Here is a 22,359-nt window from a genome sequence, read left to right as displayed (position 1 = left end):
TTATTTTGTTAATCTAAAACCAATCATTGTAAAGAGTAAACCAATGAGTACACTCAAAAAAATATAAATAATTGGTGTGATGTAATTTTGTTGTTGAATTAAGTTGAAATTTTCATACGAAAAACTTGAAAATGTCGTGAAACCTCCACAAAATCCAGTTATCAGTAAAAAATTGAAATAGGTATTTCCTAAACCATTTTTGATTGAATATCCATATAAAGTGCCAATCAAAAAACAACCGATAATATTTGTCAAAAACGTAGCAAATGGAAAAGGTTGTGAATAATATTTTCCGATTCCGTACGAAATTAAAAATCTTGCAACACTACCAAAAGCGCCACCTAAACCGACAAATAGTATAGATTTTAAGAGATTCATCATTCCTAAAGATGTGAAGCTAAAACAAGTTCAGCTTGACATCTGTATTTTATTTTGAGTATTAAATATAAAACTATTTTCCGATAAAATTCTTCACAGCAATTGCAACTTTTGCTCCGTCCATTGCGGCAGAAATAATTCCACCAGCGTAACCAGCTCCTTCAGCGCAAGGAAATAAACCAGCAACTTGCGTATGTTCTAAGGTTTCTTCATTTCTCGGAATACGAACAGGCGAAGAAGTTCTTGATTCTGTTGCCACAATATTTGCATTTTCGGTATAGTAACCATTCATTTTTTTACCAAATGTTTGGAAACCTAATTTCAAAGATTGATGAACTTCTTTTGGTAAAACTTCGCTCAATAAACCTGATGTTAAACCTGGTAAATAAGAACAATCGTTTAATGAATTGGATAATTTCCCTGAAACAAAATCAGTCATTCGTTGTGCGGGAGCTTTTAATTTACCTTCACCAACTTGCCACGCTTTTTGCTCGACCATTTGTTGAAACTTCATTCCACCCAAAGGTCCAGTAAAACCATATTTAGCAAAATCTTTTTCATCAACTGTTACAACCATTCCCGAGTTTGCAAAGAATCCGTCACGTTTAGAAGGTGACCAACCATTTACTACCAATTCTCCTTCGTCTGTAGATGCGGGCGCGATAATTCCACCGGGACACATACAAAAAGAGAAAACGCCGCGACCTGCTTCTTGAGAAACTAATGAATACGAGGCTGGCGGAAGAAATTCGTTGCGTTCTGTTCCGATTGGACAATGATATTGAGCAGAATCAATCAAACTTTGGTGATGTTCTACACGAACGCCTAATGCAAAAGGTTTTGCTTCGATTAAAACTTTCTTTTCATCTAACATTCTGAAAATATCACGAGCCGAATGTCCCGTTGCTAAGATCAAAGAAGAAGTTTTAATTTTTTTATCATGATTAATTTCAATTCCTTTGATTTGATTATTCTCGATGATAATATCCGTTAGTTTTGTATCAAACCAAACTTCACCACCACATTCGATAATTGCTTCGCGCATGTTGGCGATAATCCCAGGTAACTTATTTGTTCCGATATGTGGATGCGCTTCTTGTAAAATACGCTCTGTTGCACCGAAATGGACAAACCATTGCAATGATTTCAGAATGTTTCCACGTTTTGTAGAACGCGTATATAATTTTCCGTCCGAATAAGTTCCAGCGCCACCTTCGCCATAACAATAGTTTGATTCAGGATTTACTTTTCCTTCTTTATTCATTGCTGCTAAATCACGACGACGATCACGAACATTTTTACCACGCTCGATGATAATTGGTTTTAGACCTTGTTCTATTAATTCTAACGCAGCAAATAATCCAGCAGGACCAGCACCAGCAATATAAACTTCGTGTTTGTTTTCTACATTTTGAAGATTTGGATGAAACTCGAAAGCATCAGAGAATTCTTCATTTACAAAAACATTGACTTGTAATTGGGAAATAATATTTCGGCTTCGTGCATCTAAAGAGCGACGAATAATTTGGTAAGCATTGATATTCTCTGGTTTTGTTTTAACAGCAGATGCTAAACGTTGTTTCAAAATTTTCTCGTTTGCAGCTTCTGTAGGAGAAATTCGTATCGTTACATTTTGAGGCATAATTATTGACTAAAAAATAAAGTACAAAATTAGTTGAAAAAGCGCTTAGTTGAATAGCTTTATAACTGTTTTTATCAAAAAAAATAAATAAAATCATCCATCATAAAATGAAAAAAACTTTATTATTAATTGGAAGTGCAACTTTGTTGACAGCGTGTGCAAAAAATGCAAGTAAAGAACAAACGATCAATTTGGATACAATCGAAAATGTAAAAACGATTAAACTAAATGAAGGTGATCAGGTAAAATTAGAAGTTACTGCTAATCCTTCCACTGGTTATGACTGGTTTACTTCTGAACCAGAAGATTGTAGTGTGAAAATTGTTGATAAGTCAAATGTGAAAAATCAAAAAGAAGGAGTGGTAGGTGCGCCGAGTAAAAATGTATACACTGTGAAAGCGGGAAGCAAAGGCGAATGTACAATTCAGTTTGATTACAAAAGAGGCTGGGAGGAAGCTGCTCCAGCTAATACAAAACAAATTACATTTATTGTGAAATAAAAAAAAATCCACTCATTGAGTGGATTTTTTTAGTTTATTATCTTACAAATTAGATTCCTAATTTTTTCAACGTTTGTTTTTGAACACCGTTTTTATGAACTAAAATATTTGTTGTTTTGTACTGAACAAAAGCTTTTGTTACATAAAGATATCCTTCGTAATCGTTAGTTAAACCCCAAGAGTTTTTCACGATGTAGTAATCTTTTCCGTTTTGATCTTTCGCAATACCAACAATGTGCATTCCGTGATCATCAGTCGTTTGGTAATCATCAAAAGCAGCCTGACGCATATCTTCTGTAATTACTTTTTCTGGTTTTGGACCTTTGAACATATCTGCTTTTTGTTGCGCATTCATATCTGCAAAATCAACTTCTGGTACATACGCTACACCATTTTTCCAGCTAAATCCTTTTTCAGAAACGTCTGTTGCCCAAGCAACTGTAAATCCGTTTTTCAAAGCATAATCAATGTTATCAGTCATCTCTGTCATCGGAACATTGTAGAAAGATTCGTACGCCCAGTTATCTGGAATCGCTAATACAAACGGTTTGTAATAAGCGTGATCTTTGAAAGATGTAATCGCAACATAATCGTTTGGATTAATTCCTACTACTTGATCAGCAAATGTACGTGGTGTGTATTTTTTTCCGTTGTATGTAAACTCTTTTGGATATTCTCCTAAATAGCTATCCAAAACAGCTGTATAGGCTTTCTCCCAGTTTGGTGTTAATTTACCATTTGGATTTGCAACAACCGCTTTCAAAACTCCTTCTTGAATTGCAGCCATTTCACCAAATTGATTTGTTTTTGTTCCGTAATTTAAACCTGTGTAAACAGATTCTGGAACTGCTCCGTATTTTTTGATTGTATTCAAAACATCATAGAAAGAACCTCCATCACCTAAAGTTGTTGCACCGTGCATGCGAACATATTGTTTTCCTTTCTCAACATATGTATTTCTCGCATTGAAAATTGGAGACAATTGAATAGGTTGTTTTCCCATTCTTAACATTTCTGATTCGAAGAAAGAATTTCCTGAATATGACCAACAAGTTCCTGATGAACCTTGGTTTTCTACTGGAGTTTTAGCTAAATTGATAACGTCAGTAAATTTGAAAGCTTCTTTACTATTTTCACTAACATTTTTGTTCAAAGAATTAACTAAATTGTCTTGTGCAGAAACCAATTGAGCTGAAGCTAAAAATAAAGCTGAAGCTAAAACTGGATAAAAAATTTTACGCATTTTTAAATTTATTTTGTGTGAGTATTTTATAAGTAGCTAATTTCACGAAAATGTTAACAATAAACCTATAAAAATTTAAAGTTTTTTTAATAAAACTTCTTAGTAATCATTTACAAAATACATTTGTTAAGCTAAAACAGACTTGTTTGTAATCAACTGATTCCTCGGGAAAGGTAAAACAAGGTAGTTTGTAATCAAATTTTCTTGGCAAACATTACAAACAGATATGATTGAGATAAACGTAGCCTTACATTTATTATAAACAACCTTGTTTGTAATAAAATCTTTTTGAAGGAGATTACAAACAGATATGATTTAGATAAATTTAACTTTACAGACATTACAAACGCACATGTTTTAGATTAATGTAAGCTTACAAATAATTATATTAGTGGATAATTTAACGAACTAACGAAACAAAGTTATAGTTTACCTTGTAAGAAATAATCTTAACTGCAACTATTTAAAGTTAAAAAATAATTCCGAAAAATGATAAAAGATATTATTTTTCAAATATATGCAGGACAAAAATGTAAAAAGATGATAGATTTAGTTTTAAATAATTTCATATCAGAATATGAGAAACTTAATTTAGATTATGCTTTACCTATTTCTAATTTAGATAATACTTTAACTCAGAAGAAGAAATGATTAGTTACTTTATCAAAAAAAAAAGATTGATCAAACTTTTTATTGGAGTCAAGTTCATAATAATCCAAATCGCATTATGGTAGGTGCAATAATTACTGATGATGATAAGCTTATAATGAGTTTAACATTTGATGGGGATAAAGAAATTGAGAAAAAATATTTTAATAAACTCAAGTGTATTTTAAATTCAGAAATTGGAATCATTTCTTATGTAAATCCTACTGAGTACGAAAACGGAAAAGATTTTGTATTAAAATATGTTTAAAACAGAAATGCTTAATATAGGTTTGATGAAATGTATATTTAGAGCTAAATAAAACTAACCTTGACAATATTTTTTTTAAAACTGGCTTAATATCCCAAAGTGGATTTTAGATTCTTTAAAATCGAATGAAGTTTCGTCTGTTTTACCAACTGCATAACTCAAATTGAAAATTCCCATTTTAGTTAAAAAAGAAATTCCAGTTCCTAAACTTAACAAAGACGTATTCAGATTTGCGCGTTTGTTATCTATAAAACCATAATCGGCGAAAAGTCCAATATAGAATGCTTCGCTTGGAACAAAACGATAATCTGCACTCAAAAATCCGTACATATTTGTTGTAATACTTTCTTCGTTAAAACCTCTAAAACTACCAAAACCACCAATTCTGTACAATTCGTTTTCGGAGAAATCATCGTCTTTCGTGAGCAAACCTCTAAATTCTGCACCAGCTTTTAAGAAATGTTTTTTGGACAATTCGAATAAACGAAATGTTTTTAGACCAACTTCAATTTGATTGACGGTTTTATTTTCCAAATCTTCTGTCCACGAAAAATTCTTTTCCTTTTTACGAATCGAATTTACCACAACATTCAACATAGATTTTCCTTCCATCAAACGAAAAGGATGTTTCAGGAAATAGTGATAACTCAAACCAAAACCAATTTTCGAATAATCGTCGTAGCTCGATTTTAGATAGGAATCATCTTCCAACAAAAAGTTAGACGATTGTATAATTCCGCTTACACCAATATTCGAGTTGAGGTTGAGTTGATAAAATAATCGCTCCGAAAAATCTAAATTCACAAAAACAGAATCTTGTTTGAAAAGCTTGAAATTCGTTTCCGAACCAATCGCAGATTTGAACAAATAAGGTACTTTAACACCAATATTCAACGACGTATTTTTATTTGCTGTTCCAATCCAATTTAACCTGATTTCTTCCAAACTATTGAACACGTTGTTCAACGAAAGTTGTACATTTCCGTTCAATCTAAAATCGCCGTTATCATCTGTTCCAAAACCTAAAACACCATCAAAATAATTTGAATTTACTTTGCGAGGATACAAATATAAAATCGTAGAATCAGGCTTAAATAAAGTTTGTGGTAATTGCGCTTCTGCAATATAATTGGTTTGTTGCATTAATGTCGAAATTGTTGCCAACTTCTGTTCATTGTATACTTCGCCAGTTTTTATATTGAGTCCATGACGCAAATAACCTTTGGATAATTTTTCGTAACCAACCAATTTTACACCATCTATTGTTCGCAGATTTCCTTTGTCTAAAACCAATTCAATTTTCTGTTCATTTTGTTCAAAACCATTTGGAACAAGTTTTATTTGCGCAAACGGATAACCTTGATTAGTGTTGGTTGTTGCTATTTTATTTAGAATAGAATCTAAATTATTTGTTGGGAAATAATTATTTTTATTTTCGAACAATTCATTGTTTTTCACCCAAATTGTTTGGTACAATTTTCCTTTATTTAGATAAACTTTTTCATTTTTTATCGAATCAATCGTCAAAGTATAATAACCTGTTTTTTGAAGCGAATCTAAAGATGAATCAAGATTTTTGCTTTCGAAATCTTTTGTATACGATTTTGTATCATCATTATATCGTAAAAAATGATATGTTTTTTCTTGTCCAAAAAGTAAAATAGTTTGGATCAAAAAGAAGAATATGTAGCCTAAAAATCGCATTGTTGCTTATAATAACGTGTAAAATAGATGTTAAGTATTTGTTTTACTGATATCTATTAGTGTTCATGTGGAAATTAAAAATTATTTTTGACTTCAAATTTAAGATGAATGTTGAAATTATTTAAAATTACTGGATATTTAGAAGCTATTTCTGCGATAGTTTTGTTTTTTATCGCAATGCCAATGAAATATATTTGGGAAGATCCGACATGGGTAACATAAGCAGGACGCGTACACGGAGGATTGTTTATAGCTTATATTATATTGGTTTATTTATTGAAAGAAAAATACAATTGGTCTTGGAAAATTTTTATGATCTTTTTTATCGCAGCAGTTATTCCTGGAGGAACAATTTGGGCAGAAAAAAGATTAATCGAAGGCAAAAAATATAAACAAATGTTGGCTGAAGAAGCGAAATAAGACAACGATTAGATAAAAAAGTAAAACCTTAAACGTGATTGTTTGAGGTTTTTTTATGTTTTAGGAATCAAATTTTTCTAAATAAAAAAAGCCGAAGATTAATCTTCGGCTTTTACAGAGCGGGAAACGAGACTCGAACTCGCAACATTCAGCTTGGAAGGCTGACGCTCTACCAATTGAGCTATTCCCGCGTAAATTTTCAAATCAAATTAAAAAGTACCTCAGGCGGGACTTGAACCCGCACGTCCTAATGGACACAGGATTTTAAGTCCTGCGTGTCTACCAATTCCACCACCAAGGCAAAATTTGATTTTTGAATTTAATATTTCAAAGAGCGGGAAACGAGACTCGAACTCGCAACATTCAGCTTGGAAGGCTGACGCTCTACCAATTGAGCTATTCCCGCGTTGTGAGTGCAAATATAAGGTCATTAATATTACTTTTGCAAGTGTTTTTCGAATAAATTTTACAACTTTTTTCTAATAAATTAATTTTGAAATATTTGACTTGTTGATTTTTTTTGAGAAATTAGGGAATTGAATTATTTTATGGAGAAATTATTTATTTTTTGTGGTGTTTTTCTTCTTGTGATGAGTTGTAATTCTAAGAAAAAGTTTGAATCAGATAAATGGATTCCTTTTGAGGAAGGAGTTTACGGACAAAATTATCGTTATAAGATGTTGGATGATTTGGTTAATAATGTTTTAAAATTTGATTCATATAATTCAAATGGAACTTCAAAAAATGAGGTTTATAAATTGATTGGTAAGCCTGATGAAATTTTAGATAAAATGGAGGTTTATTTAATTCAAGAAAAAATTGGTAAAATTGATCAAAATGGAGAAATTAAACTTTATTTAAAATATAGTGATAATTTGACGTTGAATTATTGGAAAATACAAGAAACAACTTACAAAGAATAAATTATGAAAATCCCCAAAATTCATGGTATTATAGAACGTAGAATGTTAATCAATTTTTGTGTAGAACTACACTATATTGAGAAGATTTTACCTCAACCTTTTCGCCCAAAATTGTACAAAGGAAAAGCAATTGCTGGAATCTGTTTGATTCGATTAAAAGATATAAAACCAAAAGGTTTACCTGATTTTGTAGGAGTGAATTCTGAAAATGCAGCGCATCGAATCGCGGTTGAATGGGAAGAAAATGGCGTGACAAAAGAAGGTGTATATATCCCGAGGAGAGATACTTCTCTAAAATTGAATACACTTGTTGGTGGTCGAGTTTTTCCTGGTAAACATTATTTTGCGAAGTTTAATGTTATAGAAGAAAACGATAATTATCATTTAGATTTCACGAGTTCTGACGATACACGAATTGAAATTGATGCTAAAAAATCTGTTGAATTTAATTCTAATTCGATTTTCGAAACGTTGGATGAAGTTTCAAAATTCTTCGAGAATGGTTCTGTCGGTTATTCTCCAAATGGAAATAATTTTGAAGGTCTAAAACTCGAAACCTATAATTGGGGAGTAGAACCTTTGGAAGTTTTACATGTGAAATCAAGTTTTTTTGAAGATGAAACAATCTTTCCAAAAGGTTCTGTTCAGTTTGATAACGCAATTTTGATGACCAATATCGAACATGAATGGAAGTCGTTAGAAAAGATAAAATGTTTGTAGTTTATTCTTTCCTTAAAATAAAATCTTCCTCATTTGTTTTTCCTAAATTAAACTGAAACATTTCACCATAATTTATAGGTATTTTGAATGCATTTTTGATTGGTATTTGCAACAAATAACACCACATCAAACGGATGATTCCACCATGTGCAACAATCAGCACTTTTCCGTGTTGAGCATTTCGTAACTCGTCCATAAAATCAAAAAGTCGCGTAGAAATATCTTGCATTGATTCGCCGTTTGGTGTTTTAGTTTCGACAAAATCGGCGTACCAAGGTTCTATTTCTTCCGAAGGAATTTCGTTCCACGATTTCATTTCCCAATCTCCAAAATTGAATTCTTTTAATCGATCATCAAAAATAATTTCATTCGAGAAAGTTTCTGCCAAGCGTTGACAACGACTTAACGGACTTGAAAAAATTATATCAAAATTGCTTTCAATTTTAGTATGAATTTGTACCACTTCTTGATGAAAAGTGTCAGCTAGTTCCACATCAGTTTGTCCGTAACAAACGGATGAAGGAACATTAACTTTTGTATGTCGAATTACAGAAACTTGCATATAATTAAAACGCCAAGGTAAAACAAAACTTCGGTAACTTGTTGCACAGTTCCCAAGCAATCGCCCGTATATCCGCCAATATATTTCTTGAAATACCAGCCCAAATAAACTTTTCCTAGGTAACAAAGTGGTAAAATCAACAAGAATTTCCATTCGCCAAAAACAATAAAAGGCACAAGACAGAAAAGAAAACTATGACAAGATTTTTTATCGGAAGAGCTTTATTTGCCATCGGTTTCGATTTACTTGTGTCGATGTCTGTTACATATTCGTGGGTATAAATCATCATTCCAGAAAAAAAACGACTAACCGAATGTGCTGCAATCAAACTGAAAATCATCAACCGAAAATTATTTTCTGCAATATGAACCAATGAAGTAAATTTCAATAATAACAATAAGATAACGCCAATACCACCATAAGCGCCAATTCGGCTATCTTTCATAATTGTCAAGATTTTTTCTTTGCCATAACCACCACCAAAACTATCGCAAACATCGGTGAAACCATCTTCGTGAAAGGCGCCAGTCAGCAAAACACTTGCAATAATTGTGATAATAATAGCGATATCAACTGGTAAAATAAATTGACAAATTGTATAAATCAATGCATTGAAAGCGCCAACTAACAAACCAATTGCAGCATAATATTTCTGTGATTGATTCATAATTTCGTTGCTATATGGAATTTTGAACGGAATTGGAATTCGAGTAAAAAACATCAAAGCTGTTAAAAAGTAGGTGATTTCTTTTTTTAGCATTCCACTTCAGTTTCTTTGTTACTCACGCCTGCAGATTCGAAACTTGCCATATCATTAAAAAAGTTAACCGCACTTTTGATAATTGGATAAGCCAACGCACAACCTGTTCCTTCGCCAACACGCAAATTGATGTTTAGAATTGGTTCTTCGTTGAAATAATTCAATAAATATTGGTGTCCAGATTCATCACTTTGATGACAAAAAATAGCATTATTTAGAATTTCAGGGTTCAATTTCGACGCAACTAAAATAGCAGCCGAAGCAATATAACCATCAATCATCAACAGCATATTGTGTTCATAAGCAGATAACATTGCAGCTGTCATTTGCGCAACTTCAAAACCGCCAAAAGTGGCTAAAATCTCTTTCGGATCAGTAATTTTTCCATGTGTATTCTTCGCTACATTTAGAATATTGATTTTATTCTGTAATTGCTCATCATTCAAACCTGTTCCACGACCAACACATTGTTCAAGAGGTAAATCAGTCAAATAATGTACAAGCATTGATGCGGAAGAAGTGTTCCCAATTCCCATTTCGCCAAAACCAATAATATTTGTTCCGTTTTGAGCGATTTCGTCTACAATTGTCTTCGAATAATCAAAACATTGTTCCAATTGATCCAAGGTCATGGCAGATTCGCGCAAGAAATTTTTGGTTGATTTGGCTACTTTACAATTTTTCAAAACCGAATAATCCTCGAAATCATAATTTACACCAGCATCAACAATGGTTAAATAAATCTCATTTTGATTACAAAAAACATTAATTGCTGCCCCATTATTTAGGAAATTAAAAACCATTTGGGGTGTAACTTCCGCAGGATAAGCGCTAACACCAGATTGAGCAATTCCATGGTCGCTCGCGAAAACAATCAGATGTGGATTGATTAATTCTAAATGTTTTTTTTGTTGAACCAAACCAATTTTAAGTGCAATTTTTTCTAATAAACCTAAGGCTCCAAGCGGTTTTGTTTTAAGATCAATAATGTGTTGAATTTCTTCTTTTTGCATTTTATACTAAACTAAATTTTAATAAAAAATGCTTTCGAAATCAAGTGCAATCAATTAACAAATAATAAAATACATGCAGTTTTGATTGAGCTTCAATCGCGAAAGCATCATCTAAAAAGTGGTCTGGCTTATAGTTTTTCTCTACTTACAGTTGCGCGACAGCTCGAGATTTGCACTCGATTCCCTTTTGTGTTAGTAAGGTAATAAAATAATCATAAAAGCAAAAAAACTATTTTTTAATAGCCATTATTCCTTGTATTGTTGGTTCTATTGAAATATCTCCCATAATAATTTCTTCCGCTACGAAATCTGCTCCATTCAATTTTAGTTTTTTTGGTAGATTTTTGCTTGTATAATTTTTATTAATTTCTATGTTTTTTTCGATTGAAGCTAGTCGAATATCAATTGGCAAACCTTTTAGAACATGGGATTTTATGGTGTATTCTTTACAAATTTTTACAGTTCGTTCTATCAATTCACCATTAATTAATAATTGTAAATTGGAAAACTTTGAATTCTTGTGTTCGAACTTTAAGTAACAATTATTTTAAATTCAATCGATTCATTTTCTATAGAATTATTGATAGGTAAAGGATTATCATGACAAGCTGTATTATGTTTTTGAGCTTTTGATGAAGTACTCATTAATCCTAAAGCAGAAAAAATCATAACATTAGAAATCGTTTTCTTGAAAAGATTTTGACCTAATTGACTTGGATGAAAAATACCACAATGAACGTTTTTTTTCTGAAATTCATTTGAAATTTCGTCATTTGTGAAGTTAGAAAAGTCAGTGATTTTATGTTGACATTTCGTACAAAAATTATCATCTCGTAATTTTTCTTTGCATGGAGTTGGGATTGTGATTTTCATATTTTTTAAAGTTTAGATTTATAATAGAGATGATTTTTTGATTGAAAAGGTTGGTTTGATTTTCAGAAATATTTGATTTCGAATATTTGGATTTATGTAATATCTTTAACCACCTCTACTTTCCTTTAAAATAGCTATTATTTAAATGGAAAATTATCCCATCCCAACGAACGAAAAGCAAAGATTGCAAGCGGTTTACGATTATAATTTACAAGCGCATGATAAAGACGAAGAATTAGAAGTTTTTGCAAATGCTGCGAGTTTGATTTGTAATGCGCCAATTGCGTTAGTTTCTGTTTTTGATGAAAACTATCAAGTGATTAAAGCAAATTGTGGAATCGAGGTAGATATTGTTCCGCGTCAACAAACAATATGTCAATTTTCTTTGGTAGAAAATGAAATTTTGGTGATTGATGATGTGACGAAATTTGAACCTGCAAAAAATATTGCTGGTGTAAAAGCCGCAAATATTCAGTTCTATGCTGGTGTTCCGTTGATTGATGACAATGGAAATGCGTTGGGAACATTATGTGTAAACGACCATTATCCAAGAACGTTGGACGAAAAACAACGTAATTTATTGATTCAACTTGGGAAAAATATTACCAAATTATTGGTGAGTAAAAAGCGCAAAAAAGATGCGGCTTACTTTCAAAATATCTATAAAATATCTAATAATCTTATTGGAGTTGCCGATATTAATGGTGTTCTAAAATCTATAAATCCTTCTTTTAAAGAGGTTTTAGGAATAAAAGATGAAAAGACAATTATTGCAGAAAACTTTTTAGATTTTGTTTCGGAAAAAGATAAGAAGAAAGTTAATACGTATTTATCAAATCTTAAAAATAATACAGATTCAATCAATTTTAAATGTTTGATGTGTTCTCCTGAATCTCAAGAAGAGAAGTTAGTGGAATGGTATACAAAATCTAACTTAAAAATTGATAACGAAATCTTTTTCTTTGGTCGAGATATTACGCTTGAAAATTCGAAAAAAGTAGAATTAGAAAATAGCGAACGTAAGTTTAGAAATTTCTTCAATTCTTCGCTTGGTTTAATGACAATTCATGATTTGGATGGAAATATATTGTCGATAAATAAGACAGGATTAGAATCTATGGGCTATTCAGAAAATGAAGCAAAAGATTTGAATCTGAAAAAATTAATTCCAAAATCTAATCAAAAAGAATATCAAACCTATATCGAAACAATTTCGTACAAAAAGCAAGATTCAGGTTTGATGAGTCTGATAAAGAAAGATGGTTCGTTAACATATTGGTTATACAGCAATATTTTGGACAAAGATAACGAAGGAAATCCTGTTGTAATGAGCACTGCGGTGGATATGACGCAAAGGACTTTGTTGGAAAGAGACCTTAATCGCGCACGTCAATTGTTAGATCATACGTACGAAGTTGCGAATGTAGGAGGTTGGAAATATGATTTAGTGAAGCAAAAATTAATTTGGGCTGATATAACGAAAAAAATCCATGAAGTTGAACCAGATTATGAACCAAATGTAGAAACTGCACTCAATTTTTATGAAGCAAAAAGTAGTTATCCAAAAATAAAGAAAGCCTTTAAAGATGCGGTAGAAAAAGGAATCGAATATGATATGGAGTTGCAGATTGTTACCCAAAAAGGAAAAACAATTTGGGTAAGATGTAAAGGAATTCCAGAATTCGTAAACGGAGAATGTGTTAGCGTTTTTGGAATTTTTCAGGATATTAATGAGAGAAAACGTTATACGTTAGAGTTGACAAGACAAAAAGCTATTTTCGAAACGTTTATTAATCACGTACCTGCTTCAGTTGCAATGTTTGATAGTGAAATGAATTATCTGACTTTGAGTAATCAATGGAGTGATGAATTTGCGATAAAAAAGAAAAATGTGATTGGAAAATCTCATTACGAAATGTATGATGTTCCAGCAGAAAGAAAAGCTATTTATGAGGCTTGTTTGCAGGGCGAAAATTATTCGAATGAAGATACCATTTATCGCACGCCAAAATATGACACTGATCAACACTATTCGTGGGCGATTCATCCGTGGTATATCAATAAAAAACAGATTGGTGGTCTAATTATGTTTTCGCAAAATATAACAGAATCTGTCAAGAAAAATAAAGAACTTAAAAAAGCCAAAAAGAATGCTGATATCGCTAGTAAAGCAAAGTCTGAGTTTTTAGCCAATATGAGTCACGAGATTCGAACGCCGTTAAATGGTGTGATTGGTTTCTCTGATTTATTGTTGAAAACGCCGCTTAATCCAACTCAAAAACAATATTTGAATTTTATTAATGATTCTGCAAATTCATTATTGTCAATAATAAATGACATTTTAGATTTCTCTAAAATTGAATCAGGTCGAATGGATGTTTCGATAGAAAAAAATAATCTGTTCGAGTTAGGAAATCAAGTAATCAATGTGATTCTTTATCAAGCCGAAAACAAAAAAATAGAATTGTTGTTGAACATTGATAATAATTTACCTCAATTTATTTGGATTGATGAAGCTCGATTGAAACAAGTGCTAATTAATCTACTTGGAAACGCTGTGAAATTTACGGATAGTGGAGAAATAGAACTAAAAATTAGTCAAGTTGAACCAATTGTGAAAGGAGAAAAAGCAAAACTGAGATTCTCTGTTCGTGATACAGGAATTGGTATAAAACCAGAAAAACAAGCCAAGATTTTTGATGCATTTACACAAGAGGATAGTACTGTTAGTAAACGTTTCGGAGGAACAGGTTTAGGTTTAACAATTTCGAATAAATTATTAAATTATTTCGGAAGTCATCTAGAATTGCAAAGCGAAATAGATAAAGGTTCTACATTTTTCTTTGATTTAGAAGTTGATTACGAATATAATATTGAGCAACAATTTGATCATTTGGAAGAAATAAATCATGTGTTGATTGTAGATGATAATCAAAGTAATCAAATGATTTTGCAGCATATGTTGCAGTTCAAAAATATAACGTCTGATATTGCGAACAATGGAATGGAAGCGCTTCAGAAAGTTTTGAATGGCAATGTTTACGATGTTATTTTGATGGATTATCACATGCCAGTTTTAAATGGTTTAGAAACAATTCAGAAAATAAAAGAGTATTTTGTAACTAAGAATACAAAAATTCCTTTAGTATTATTGCATAGTTCTTCTGAGGATGAATATCTAATTCAGAAAGCAAAAGAATTGGGAATTACTTCGCGATTATTGAAACCAATTAAGTCTGAAGAATTGTTTGATACGCTGCGTAAAACGATTATTGATTCGAAAGAAATTCAAACCATAGAAATTGAAAATCAAGAAGAAATTTCGCAAGATTTTTCGAAACAATTTCATATTTTAATTGCTGATGATAATTTAGTTAATATGGCTTTAAATCAGCAGATTATCAAAAATATTGCACCAAATTCTATTTTGTATACGGCTGCGAATGGAGCGGAAGCCGTATCAATTTGTCAAGAAAATAAGATTGATTTAATTTTGATGGATATTCAAATGCCAGAAATGAATGGTATTGAAGCAACTAAGGTTATTCGTTTATTAAACAATTTTCAAGAAACTCCGATTATTGCAGTGACAGCGGGAAATGTAAAAGGCGAAAAGGAAAAATGTCTTAATGCTGGATTGAATGATTTCTTAGCAAAACCAATTCGAGAAAAAGATATTTTTGATGTACTAGAAAAATGGTTAGACTTTTCCCAATATGAAAAGATTGAAACCAATGATTTTGGAAATCACCTTGATCTTTCGATGATAAATAATTATACGAAAGAAGACGAATCGTTTAGAAAAACATTTATAGAAATAATTATTAATGAGTTAGAAAAATCTATACTAGAATTTGAAACTTATTCCAACATACAAAATTTAGAAGGATTAAATCAATTAGGTCATAAAGTAAAAGGCACAGCAAAAACTGCTGGACTTACAATTTTGGCTGATTTAACCGAACAAATAGAAAAATCAACTTCAATCAATTACCTACAAGAAAACCAGCTGATTATTAAAGTGAAAACCGAAATAGAATTAGTTATTAACTATTTAAAAAATATTTAAAAACCAATATTATGCAGATTTTAATTGCCGAAGATGATGAATTGATTTTAAAAACAATTGAGCACAAACTGAAAAAAGAAGGTTACAAAGTTGTTTTAACACGAAATGGAAAAGAAGCAATCAGTAAGATTGAGACTGAAGATATTGATTTGATTATCACTGATATTATGATGCCTTTTGCGTCTGGTTTGGAGATTATTAGTGCTGTTAGAAAAAGTAAAAATGCAGATACACCAATGATTATTTTGTCTTCTTTAGGGCAAGAAGATGTGGTGGTGGAGGCATTTAATTTGGGTGCAAATGATTTTATGGTGAAACCATTTAGTCCTATTGAATTGTCTGTTCGCGTGAAAAAATTGCTAAAATAAAAGCATGATTATCCTACAAATTATAACCTATACCGAGTTAATCGTAGGAATCTACGTTCTACTTATTTTACTTTTTTTGATAATTATTTATACGTTATTGACAAGTATAATTGAATATAAAATCATTACAAAGAAAAATAAGTGGAATGCTATTATTGATCAAGAAATTTATGAAACAATTTTGGATGATCAATCCAATTCGAATACTGATTTTACGGATTATTTGAAATCAAGTTCATTCAAACATTATTTTATCAAAAAATTACTAAAAGCGGAACAAAATTTTTCTGGACATTCAAAAGAAAGTATTCAAAATTTATTTGACCATTATGAATTAAAAAAAATATCCTTACAGAAATTAAATAGTCAAAAAAATCATGAAATTGCAGAAGCAATACAGGAAGTTACGACGATGAATCATGTTGAAACTTTACCGAAAATCAAAAGTATGTTACAACATAAAAATGATTTAGTTCGATCTGAAGCGCAATATGGTTTAGCAAAATTTTCGGGTTTCGAAGGATTATTTTTTTTGGACAATTTACAGGAGCAATTGACGGATTGGCAGCAATTGAAGTTGTTGGATGCAATTACAATTTTACCGAATAATGATGAGGTTGATATCATAATTTCGAGTTGGTTAAAATCACCTAATCAAAGTGTAAAAATTCTTGCTATGAAATTAATTCGCAAGTTTCAATTGTTGCAAATGCACGATTTGGTCGCAGATAATTTGCATGTTTCTGATGAAAAAGTTGTGGAAGAAACGATTAAAACATTAGTCAGAATCGAAGATGATTCAACTTCAAAGCTATTGATTGAACAATATCAAACGTGTAACGAAAAGTTTCAAATTCAAATTTTAAAAGCCTTAGATAAAATTTCTAATCCAGAAAATAACACATTTTTAGAAACTCAAGCAAAGGAAAATCCTTCATTTTCTGTCAAAAAAGCAAGTGTAAGAGCGTTAAATAATTGTTGTTCAAAAACCGATTTACAAAAACTTGCACATCAATCAAACTCTCCTGAATTAAAACAAATTATTAATCAAATTATCCAAGAAAACTAATCATGAATTGGATAGAAACGGCTTTCGATTTTTTTATTTACGGCTTTCTTTTTTATTCAATCCTATTAATTTTAGTCTATGGATGGATAGGTTTTTATGCGAAAGGAGCGATAAAATCTTATATACGAAAAAACAGTTTTACAGATTATTCGCTTATTGCAACATCGCCCAATGCGCCAACTTTTAGCCTTATTGCGCCCGCTTATAATGAAGGTGCAACGATTGTGGAGAACGTGCGTTCTTTGTTGTCGTTGTATTACAATCAACTCGAAATTATTATTGTAAATGATGGTTCCAAAGATGATTCGTTGCAACGATTAATTGAAGCGTATGATTTGATTAAAATTGATTATTTCGTTGAAGGAAATATCGAAACGAAACCAATTAATGCAATTTATAAAAGTACAAATCCTGTTTTCAAGAAATTAATTATTGTTGACAAAGTAAATGGAGGAAAATCGGATGCGCTAAATGTCGGAATTAATATTGCAACAAACGATTATATTGTTTGTATTGATGTCGATTGTATTTTAGAACAAGATGCGATTCTGAAGCTAGCAAAACCGTTTATGGATGAAGCAAAAGCAAAAGTAATTGCATGTGGAGGAGTTATTCGTTTGGCGAATAATTGTAGCATTGTTGACGGAAAAATTGTCGATGTTAATTTGCCAAAAACTCGTTTAGGAAGAGCGCAAGCGTTAGAATACATTCGAGCATTTCTTTTGGGAAGAATGGCGTGGTCGCGCGCCAATGGTTTGATGCTGATTTCGGGTGCTTTTGGTGCTTTTGATCGTGAAATTGTGCTTCAATGTGGCGGTTACGATCACGATACAGTTGGTGAAGATATGGAGCTTGTTGTGCGAATGAGACGTTATATGCATGAACAAAAATTGGCCTATAAAGTGGTGAATATTCCCGATCCGCTTTGTTGGACAGAAGTGCCAGAAAGTAAAGAAATTTTAACCAAACAACGCAATCGTTGGATGCGTGGAACGATAGAAACATTGTGGAAACATCGTATTTTATTTTTCAATCCGAAATATGGAAAACTTGGAATGATGAGTTATCCGTATTGGTTTTTCTTCGAATTTTTAGGGCCGATTATCGAATACATTGGTTGGATAATTTTCGTAGTTTTATTCTTTTTAGGATTAATTAATTGGCATATTTTCTTTCCTTTAATGGCTTTTGTGTTGCTTTACGGAATTTTATATTCGATTTATGCCATTCTGATTGATTTGATGACGTACAATGTTTATCACAAAAAAGGCGATATTCCGAAATTATTTTTTACGGCGTTTATAGAGCCGTTTACATTTCATCCATTTGTTGTGATGGCTGGCGTGAAAGGGGTGAAGGATTTCTTTTTGAAAAATAATTCATGGGGAGAAATGACGCGACAAGGTTTTGGAGGAAATCAAGCGAAAGAATTATCTATTTGGCAAAAACTGAAACTTGGATTTGTAAATTTGGCTCAGCAAACTACGTTTATTTCGTTGGTTTATTTGTTACTTTTTGGATTGTCAACAATTCTTGAATTTTATCTTTATCAAGAAAATCTTACAACAACTTCTAATCAAACTTTATTTTTTGACTTATTCATACATAATATCGATTTTGCTTTAGATAGTATTTTTGTGGTAAGTTTTGCATATTTTTTACTGCAATTTTATTCGATAAGTTGGGCGAAAAAATGGATCATTTTTGCGTATTCTTTTTTAATCATTTCAAATGTTTTATTGATTAAATATTTTCAAACAACGCTCAATTTATTAGGTTCAGATTTGTTTTCTTATACGTTCGAAGAATTGAAATTAATTATTGGAGCATCAGGTGTTGTAAATGTTACAAACATTCTTTTATCAATCGCTGCAATTGCTATTTTAACAACGATATTTATTTACAGTTATAGATTAAAAATTAACCAAAAAATTCTTCAATTACCATTAATAATTTTGAGTTTTTTATCGCTTATTGTTCCAATTAATTTGGATTTAAAAAGTTCTCAAAATGATGAGTTTTCATCTAATCTAATTTTGAGTAAGTCGTCTTATTTTTTTTCAAATTCGATTGAACAATATGCAGAAGATAAACTTTCAGAAATTGATTTTTTAAACTCAAATTCGAGTTCAAATAATGAAGATAATCGACATTATTTCGATAAAACTAATTATCCATTTTTGTATCAAGATGAGAACAAAAATTTCTTCGAGGATCAATTTAATTTAACAACAGAAAAACCGAATGTTGTTTTTATTGTGATTGAAGGTTTGGGACGAGCTTTTAGTAACGAAAGTGCATATTTAGGTTCTTTTACACCATATATTGATAAGCTTTCGAAAAAGAGTTTGTATTGGGAAAATGGATTAAGTACGACGGGAAGAACATATGGAGTTTTACCTGGATTGACGGGGTCTTTGCCATTTGCTGAAAATGGTTTTATGGAACAAAAGAGTTTACCTCAACATTACAATTTGTATAATTTGTTGAAAAGTAATGGTTATAAAACGGGGTACTTTTACGGTGGCGATGCTGATTTCGATTTTATGTCGAAATACTTGAATTATTCGGGTGTTGAAACAATTATTGATGAAAATGATTACGAAAATAATTATGCAAAAATTCCGTCGAATAATGGATTTTCTTGGGGATTTGACGATCATTCAGTGTTTAAAAAATATTTAGCAACGCAAAAAGAAAATAATCAACCATATTTTAATGTTTTGATGACGTTAGCGACGCATAGTCCTTTCTTAATAAACAATGTTGAGAAATATAATAAACAGTTTGAAACGTTGATTAAATCTCGAAATTATGATGCGACAACTTTGACGACAGTAAAAAAATATAAACAACAATTGGTGACTTTTTTGAGTGTTGATGAAGCTGTAAAAAACTTTTTCGAAGCTTATCAAAAACGTTCAGATTTTAATCAAACTATTTTTGTGATTACTGGAGATCATCGAATGCCAGAAGTACCGATGGAAACAAAGATTGATCGTTTTCATGTTCCGATTATTGTTTATTCTCCTTTGTTAAAGTCACCGAAAAAGATGTCAAATATTGTGACGCATTTTGATGTTGCACCAACTTTTGTGACATATTTTAGATATTCATATAAACTGAAATTACCGAATTATGTGACTTGGATGGGACAGAATTTAGAAAACGGTAAAGCGAATTTCAGAAAACAAGGCGTTCCGTTAATGCAGAATAAAAATATTTTAGATGATTATGTTTTTCAAAATTATCATTTGTCAGGAGGGAAGTTATATCGAATTGAAAAGAATTTAACCGAAGATGTTGAACAAAATTCGAAGATGGAAACAGAGTTGAAAAATCGATTGAAAAGCTTTAAAACAAAAAACCATTCTTTGAAAAATACTCAAAAAATGGTTCCTGATTCTATATTTAATCGTTATATCAATTAGAATTTTCGGCTGTACGAAACGCTTACATCAAATTGATTTCCTTTTTGATTTGGACGATATTCTTGATTGTAATAATTCGCACCAATTGAAATTAAGTTTAATTCACTGATCGAAAAATTATAATCTGCTCCAATTTTGAAGGACTTCAGTTTGTAAGTTGTATCTTCTAAAAGATTGTTGTTAAAATCTTCTGGTGAAATTCCTGTACCAATAGCTAAGCTTAAATAATTGCTTGCATCGCCAGTATAATAACGAGTTGTGAATGTATACGAATGCGAAATGTTGTTGTTACTTGGTGTCACAAATGCACGTAAATTGAACCAATAATTTTTATAATATTTACCGATAGATCCTGTGAACATCCAAACATCATCCGAAAAATGAAGTTGACGATAACCTAATTCAGCTTCGAAACTTTTAGGTAAATTAGCGTAAAGAGAGGCTCCTGTGCGATATTTAGGAAAAATTCCATCACTATCCGAATATCCACCGCCAACATACATATAAAATGTCTTAGAAAGTCTTGGATAAGCTTCTACTTCGTATTGAACTCCGTTATCTTTAAATTTGTTTGCGTAATTTACTTTAAAAATCAACGAACCAAGTGAAGTTTGTCTTTTATAACTAACCGAAACTTGATGCCAATCATCTGCAAATTGCTTGTCAAAATGTGAGTAATTATAATTTACACTAATCGCATTTTTAGTATTATTTATTTCGATTCGATTTGCTAATTCGCGCGCTTCCGTATTTTTAGGGTTAATTGCTAATAATTCTTTGATTGTTTTCGAAGCTTCTTCATAAGCATTGTTTGAATTAAGAACTTTAGCTTTTAACAACAATAATTCTTCATTTTTAGGATATTTAATTAATCCACGATCAATGATAGAAACGGCTTCTGTATAATTATCATTCCAATATTCAAGTGACGTGTAAGCTAAATAAAAATCGGTAGAAGGATCCATGTTTTTTTCAACATTCTGAAAAACTTTTCTCGCTTCTTCGGTTTCATCATTCCATGTATATATTCGTCCCAAAAAAACAGCGATATCTGTATATTCCGGAGATTGATCTAAAGCTTGTAATGCAAGTTTCTTGGCAGTTGCATAATCTTTTTCTTCGAAAGCTTTGTGACGTGCTTCTTGAAATAAATCATCCGAACTTTTCGATTCTTGACTATACGAAAATAAAGGTAAAAAGGTAAGAGTAAAGAGTGTCTTTCTTAGAAATGATTTTTGAATCATGTGATAAAAACGTACTTTATTATGAGGATAAAGATATAATTATTTAGAGCATAAAAAAAGCTCAAGAAAATAAATTCTTGAGCTTTATTGTACCTCAGGCGGGACTTGAACCCGCACGTCCTAATGGACACAGGATTTTAAGTCCTGCGTGTCTACCAATTCCACCACCAAGGCATCCACTTCTAAGAAAGAAGTTAGAGCGGGAAACGGGACTCGAACCCGCAACATTCAGCTTGGAAGGCTGACGCTCTACCAATTGAGCTATTCCCGCGTGTAAATTGTAAAAATCAAATTAAAAAGTACCTCAGGCGGGACTTGAACCCGCACGTCCTAATGGACACAGGATTTTAAGTCCTGCGTGTCTACCAATTCCACCACCAAGGCAAAATTTGATTTTTATGAATTTTTATATTTCAAAGAGCGGGAAACGGGGCTCGAACCCGCGACCTCAACCTTGGCAAGGTTGCGCTCTACCAGCTGAGCTATTCTCGCGATTGGAGTGCAAATATATAAAATCAATTTCT

General features: G+C 31.5%; 20 protein-coding genes, 7 tRNA genes, 1 pseudogene and 1 riboswitch. Of the genes and pseudogenes, 10 read left to right on the top strand and 18 right to left on the bottom strand.

Annotation, left to right across the window (positions count from 1 at the left end; genetic code table 11):
• Both crcB and B3J26_RS07560 read right to left on the bottom strand, forming a co-directional pair.
• Entirely contained in the window at positions 1-381 is a 381-nt protein-coding gene (crcB, locus tag B3J26_RS07565) for a fluoride efflux transporter CrcB (RefSeq protein ID WP_291074024.1), read from the bottom strand.
• Between the two features lie 70 nt (positions 382-451).
• Positions 452-2,020, bottom strand: coding sequence for an NAD(P)/FAD-dependent oxidoreductase (locus B3J26_RS07560; protein ID WP_125349603.1), 1,569 nt, complete (start codon positions 2,018-2,020; stop codon positions 452-454).
• 107 nt (positions 2,021-2,127) lie between these two features.
• Here B3J26_RS07560 and B3J26_RS07555 point away from each other — a divergent pair, with 107 nt between their 5' ends.
• Positions 2,128-2,520 carry a protease inhibitor I42 family protein gene (locus B3J26_RS07555; RefSeq protein WP_291074023.1) on the top strand — a complete coding sequence of 131 codons (393 nt, stop codon included), beginning with the start codon at positions 2,128-2,130 and terminating at the stop codon, positions 2,518-2,520.
• 49 nt (positions 2,521-2,569) lie between these two features.
• Here the strand turns inward: B3J26_RS07555 and B3J26_RS07550 are convergent, their stop codons facing one another.
• The gene (locus B3J26_RS07550; protein ID WP_291074022.1) at positions 2,570-3,763 is read right to left on the bottom strand and encodes an aminopeptidase C; all 1,194 of its coding nucleotides are present in this window, start codon (positions 3,761-3,763) and stop codon (positions 2,570-2,572) included.
• 489 nt (positions 3,764-4,252) lie between these two features.
• Between B3J26_RS07550 and B3J26_RS07545 the strand changes: the two genes are divergently transcribed.
• Together B3J26_RS07545 and B3J26_RS07540 are read left to right on the top strand one after the other, a co-directional pair.
• The gene (locus tag B3J26_RS07545; protein ID WP_291074020.1) at positions 4,253-4,414 is read left to right on the top strand and encodes a hypothetical protein; all 162 of its coding nucleotides are present in this window, start codon (positions 4,253-4,255) and stop codon (positions 4,412-4,414) included.
• Between the two features lie 76 nt (positions 4,415-4,490).
• Positions 4,491-4,679, top strand: a complete 189-nt coding sequence (locus B3J26_RS07540; protein WP_291074018.1) for a hypothetical protein — start codon at positions 4,491-4,493, stop codon at positions 4,677-4,679.
• 75 nt (positions 4,680-4,754) lie between these two features.
• Here B3J26_RS07540 and B3J26_RS07535 read toward each other — a convergent pair whose 3' ends face one another.
• Positions 4,755-6,353: a hypothetical protein gene (locus B3J26_RS07535; protein WP_257467997.1), complete on the bottom strand. Its 1,599-nt coding sequence runs from the start codon at positions 6,351-6,353 to the stop codon at positions 4,755-4,757.
• Positions 6,354-6,491: 138 nt separating this feature from the next.
• Between B3J26_RS07535 and B3J26_RS14855 the strand changes: the two are divergent.
• Positions 6,492-6,803 (top strand): annotated as a pseudogene (locus tag B3J26_RS14855) (DUF3817 domain-containing protein).
• 118 nt (positions 6,804-6,921) lie between these two features.
• Here the strand turns inward: B3J26_RS14855 and B3J26_RS07525 are convergent.
• From B3J26_RS07525 to B3J26_RS07515, 3 genes are all read right to left on the bottom strand, one after another.
• Positions 6,922-6,994, bottom strand: a tRNA-Gly gene (locus B3J26_RS07525).
• A 26-nt stretch (positions 6,995-7,020) separates the two neighbouring features.
• Positions 7,021-7,104: transfer RNA gene (locus B3J26_RS07520), tRNA-Leu, on the bottom strand.
• 32 nt (positions 7,105-7,136) lie between these two features.
• Positions 7,137-7,209: transfer RNA gene (locus B3J26_RS07515), tRNA-Gly, on the bottom strand.
• A 142-nt stretch (positions 7,210-7,351) separates the two neighbouring features.
• Between B3J26_RS07515 and B3J26_RS07510 the strand changes: the two genes are divergently transcribed.
• Together B3J26_RS07510 and B3J26_RS07505 are read left to right on the top strand one after the other, a co-directional pair.
• A complete protein-coding gene (locus B3J26_RS07510; RefSeq protein WP_125350484.1) occupies positions 7,352-7,726 on the top strand; it encodes a hypothetical protein in 375 nt (124 codons plus the stop codon).
• Between the two features lie 3 nt (positions 7,727-7,729).
• Positions 7,730-8,446, top strand: a complete 717-nt coding sequence (locus B3J26_RS07505; protein WP_038333029.1) for a DUF2071 domain-containing protein — start codon at positions 7,730-7,732, stop codon at positions 8,444-8,446.
• Position 8,447: 1 nt separating this feature from the next.
• On the opposite strand, the gene cobC is transcribed toward B3J26_RS07505, so the two are convergent.
• The 6 genes from cobC to B3J26_RS07475 form a co-directional block, all read right to left on the bottom strand.
• Entirely contained in the window at positions 8,448-9,008 is a 561-nt protein-coding gene (gene cobC / locus B3J26_RS07500) for an alpha-ribazole phosphatase (RefSeq protein ID WP_291074016.1), read from the bottom strand.
• Positions 8,993-9,184, bottom strand: coding sequence for an adenosylcobinamide-GDP ribazoletransferase (locus B3J26_RS07495; protein ID WP_291074014.1), 192 nt, complete (start codon positions 9,182-9,184; stop codon positions 8,993-8,995). The genes cobC and B3J26_RS07495 overlap by 16 nt, the downstream gene beginning before the upstream one ends.
• Positions 9,145-9,768, bottom strand: a complete 624-nt coding sequence (locus tag B3J26_RS07490) for an adenosylcobinamide-GDP ribazoletransferase (RefSeq protein WP_291074013.1) — start codon at positions 9,766-9,768, stop codon at positions 9,145-9,147. The genes B3J26_RS07495 and B3J26_RS07490 overlap by 40 nt, the downstream gene beginning before the upstream one ends.
• Positions 9,762-10,781: a nicotinate-nucleotide--dimethylbenzimidazole phosphoribosyltransferase gene (cobT, locus tag B3J26_RS07485; RefSeq protein ID WP_286494756.1), complete on the bottom strand. Its 1,020-nt coding sequence runs from the start codon at positions 10,779-10,781 to the stop codon at positions 9,762-9,764. Before cobT ends, B3J26_RS07490 begins: the two co-directional genes overlap by 7 nt.
• A 99-nt stretch (positions 10,782-10,880) precedes the next feature.
• Positions 10,881-11,002, bottom strand: a riboswitch (cobalamin riboswitch).
• A gap of 8 nt (positions 11,003-11,010) precedes the next feature.
• Positions 11,011-11,256 carry a hypothetical protein gene (locus B3J26_RS07480; RefSeq protein WP_291067599.1) on the bottom strand — a complete coding sequence of 82 codons (246 nt, stop codon included), beginning with the start codon at positions 11,254-11,256 and terminating at the stop codon, positions 11,011-11,013.
• A 56-nt stretch (positions 11,257-11,312) separates the two neighbouring features.
• The gene (locus B3J26_RS07475; protein ID WP_291074012.1) at positions 11,313-11,654 is read right to left on the bottom strand and encodes a hypothetical protein; all 342 of its coding nucleotides are present in this window, start codon (positions 11,652-11,654) and stop codon (positions 11,313-11,315) included.
• Positions 11,655-11,799: 145 nt separating this feature from the next.
• Between B3J26_RS07475 and B3J26_RS07470 the strand changes: the two genes are divergently transcribed.
• From B3J26_RS07470 to B3J26_RS07455, 4 genes are read left to right on the top strand one after another with little or no spacing between them, the layout of a single operon-like run.
• Entirely contained in the window at positions 11,800-15,723 is a 3,924-nt protein-coding gene (locus B3J26_RS07470) for a response regulator (RefSeq protein WP_291074011.1), read from the top strand.
• An 11-nt stretch (positions 15,724-15,734) separates the two neighbouring features.
• Positions 15,735-16,091 (top strand): response regulator transcription factor, encoded by a 357-nt coding sequence (locus tag B3J26_RS07465; protein ID WP_291074010.1) that lies wholly within the window; start codon positions 15,735-15,737, stop codon positions 16,089-16,091.
• A gap of 4 nt (positions 16,092-16,095) precedes the next feature.
• The gene (locus B3J26_RS07460) at positions 16,096-17,160 is read left to right on the top strand and encodes a HEAT repeat domain-containing protein (protein WP_291074008.1); all 1,065 of its coding nucleotides are present in this window, start codon (positions 16,096-16,098) and stop codon (positions 17,158-17,160) included.
• Positions 17,161-17,162: 2 nt separating this feature from the next.
• Positions 17,163-20,591, top strand: coding sequence for a sulfatase-like hydrolase/transferase (locus B3J26_RS07455; RefSeq protein ID WP_291074007.1), 3,429 nt, complete (start codon positions 17,163-17,165; stop codon positions 20,589-20,591).
• On the opposite strand, the gene B3J26_RS07450 is transcribed toward B3J26_RS07455, so the two are convergent.
• From B3J26_RS07450 to B3J26_RS07430, 5 genes are all read right to left on the bottom strand, one after another.
• Positions 20,588-21,835 carry a YaiO family outer membrane beta-barrel protein gene (locus B3J26_RS07450; protein WP_115001652.1) on the bottom strand — a complete coding sequence of 416 codons (1,248 nt, stop codon included), beginning with the start codon at positions 21,833-21,835 and terminating at the stop codon, positions 20,588-20,590. The genes B3J26_RS07455 and B3J26_RS07450 overlap by 4 nt on opposite strands.
• A 90-nt stretch (positions 21,836-21,925) precedes the next feature.
• Positions 21,926-22,009, bottom strand: a tRNA-Leu gene (locus B3J26_RS07445).
• 24 nt (positions 22,010-22,033) lie between these two features.
• A tRNA-Gly gene (locus B3J26_RS07440) sits at positions 22,034-22,106 on the bottom strand.
• A gap of 29 nt (positions 22,107-22,135) precedes the next feature.
• Positions 22,136-22,219: transfer RNA gene (locus B3J26_RS07435), tRNA-Leu, on the bottom strand.
• A gap of 35 nt (positions 22,220-22,254) precedes the next feature.
• Positions 22,255-22,327: transfer RNA gene (locus tag B3J26_RS07430), tRNA-Gly, on the bottom strand.
• Between the last annotated feature and the right edge of the window lie 32 nt (positions 22,328-22,359).

It is taken from the genome of Empedobacter sp. UBA5987, from assembly GCF_002429865.1.
GTDB classification, from domain to species: Bacteria; Bacteroidota; Bacteroidia; order Flavobacteriales; family Weeksellaceae; genus Empedobacter; species Empedobacter falsenii_B.
Note: the sequence above shows the minus strand (reverse complement) of the source record. Positions and strands in the feature narration are given on the sequence as shown.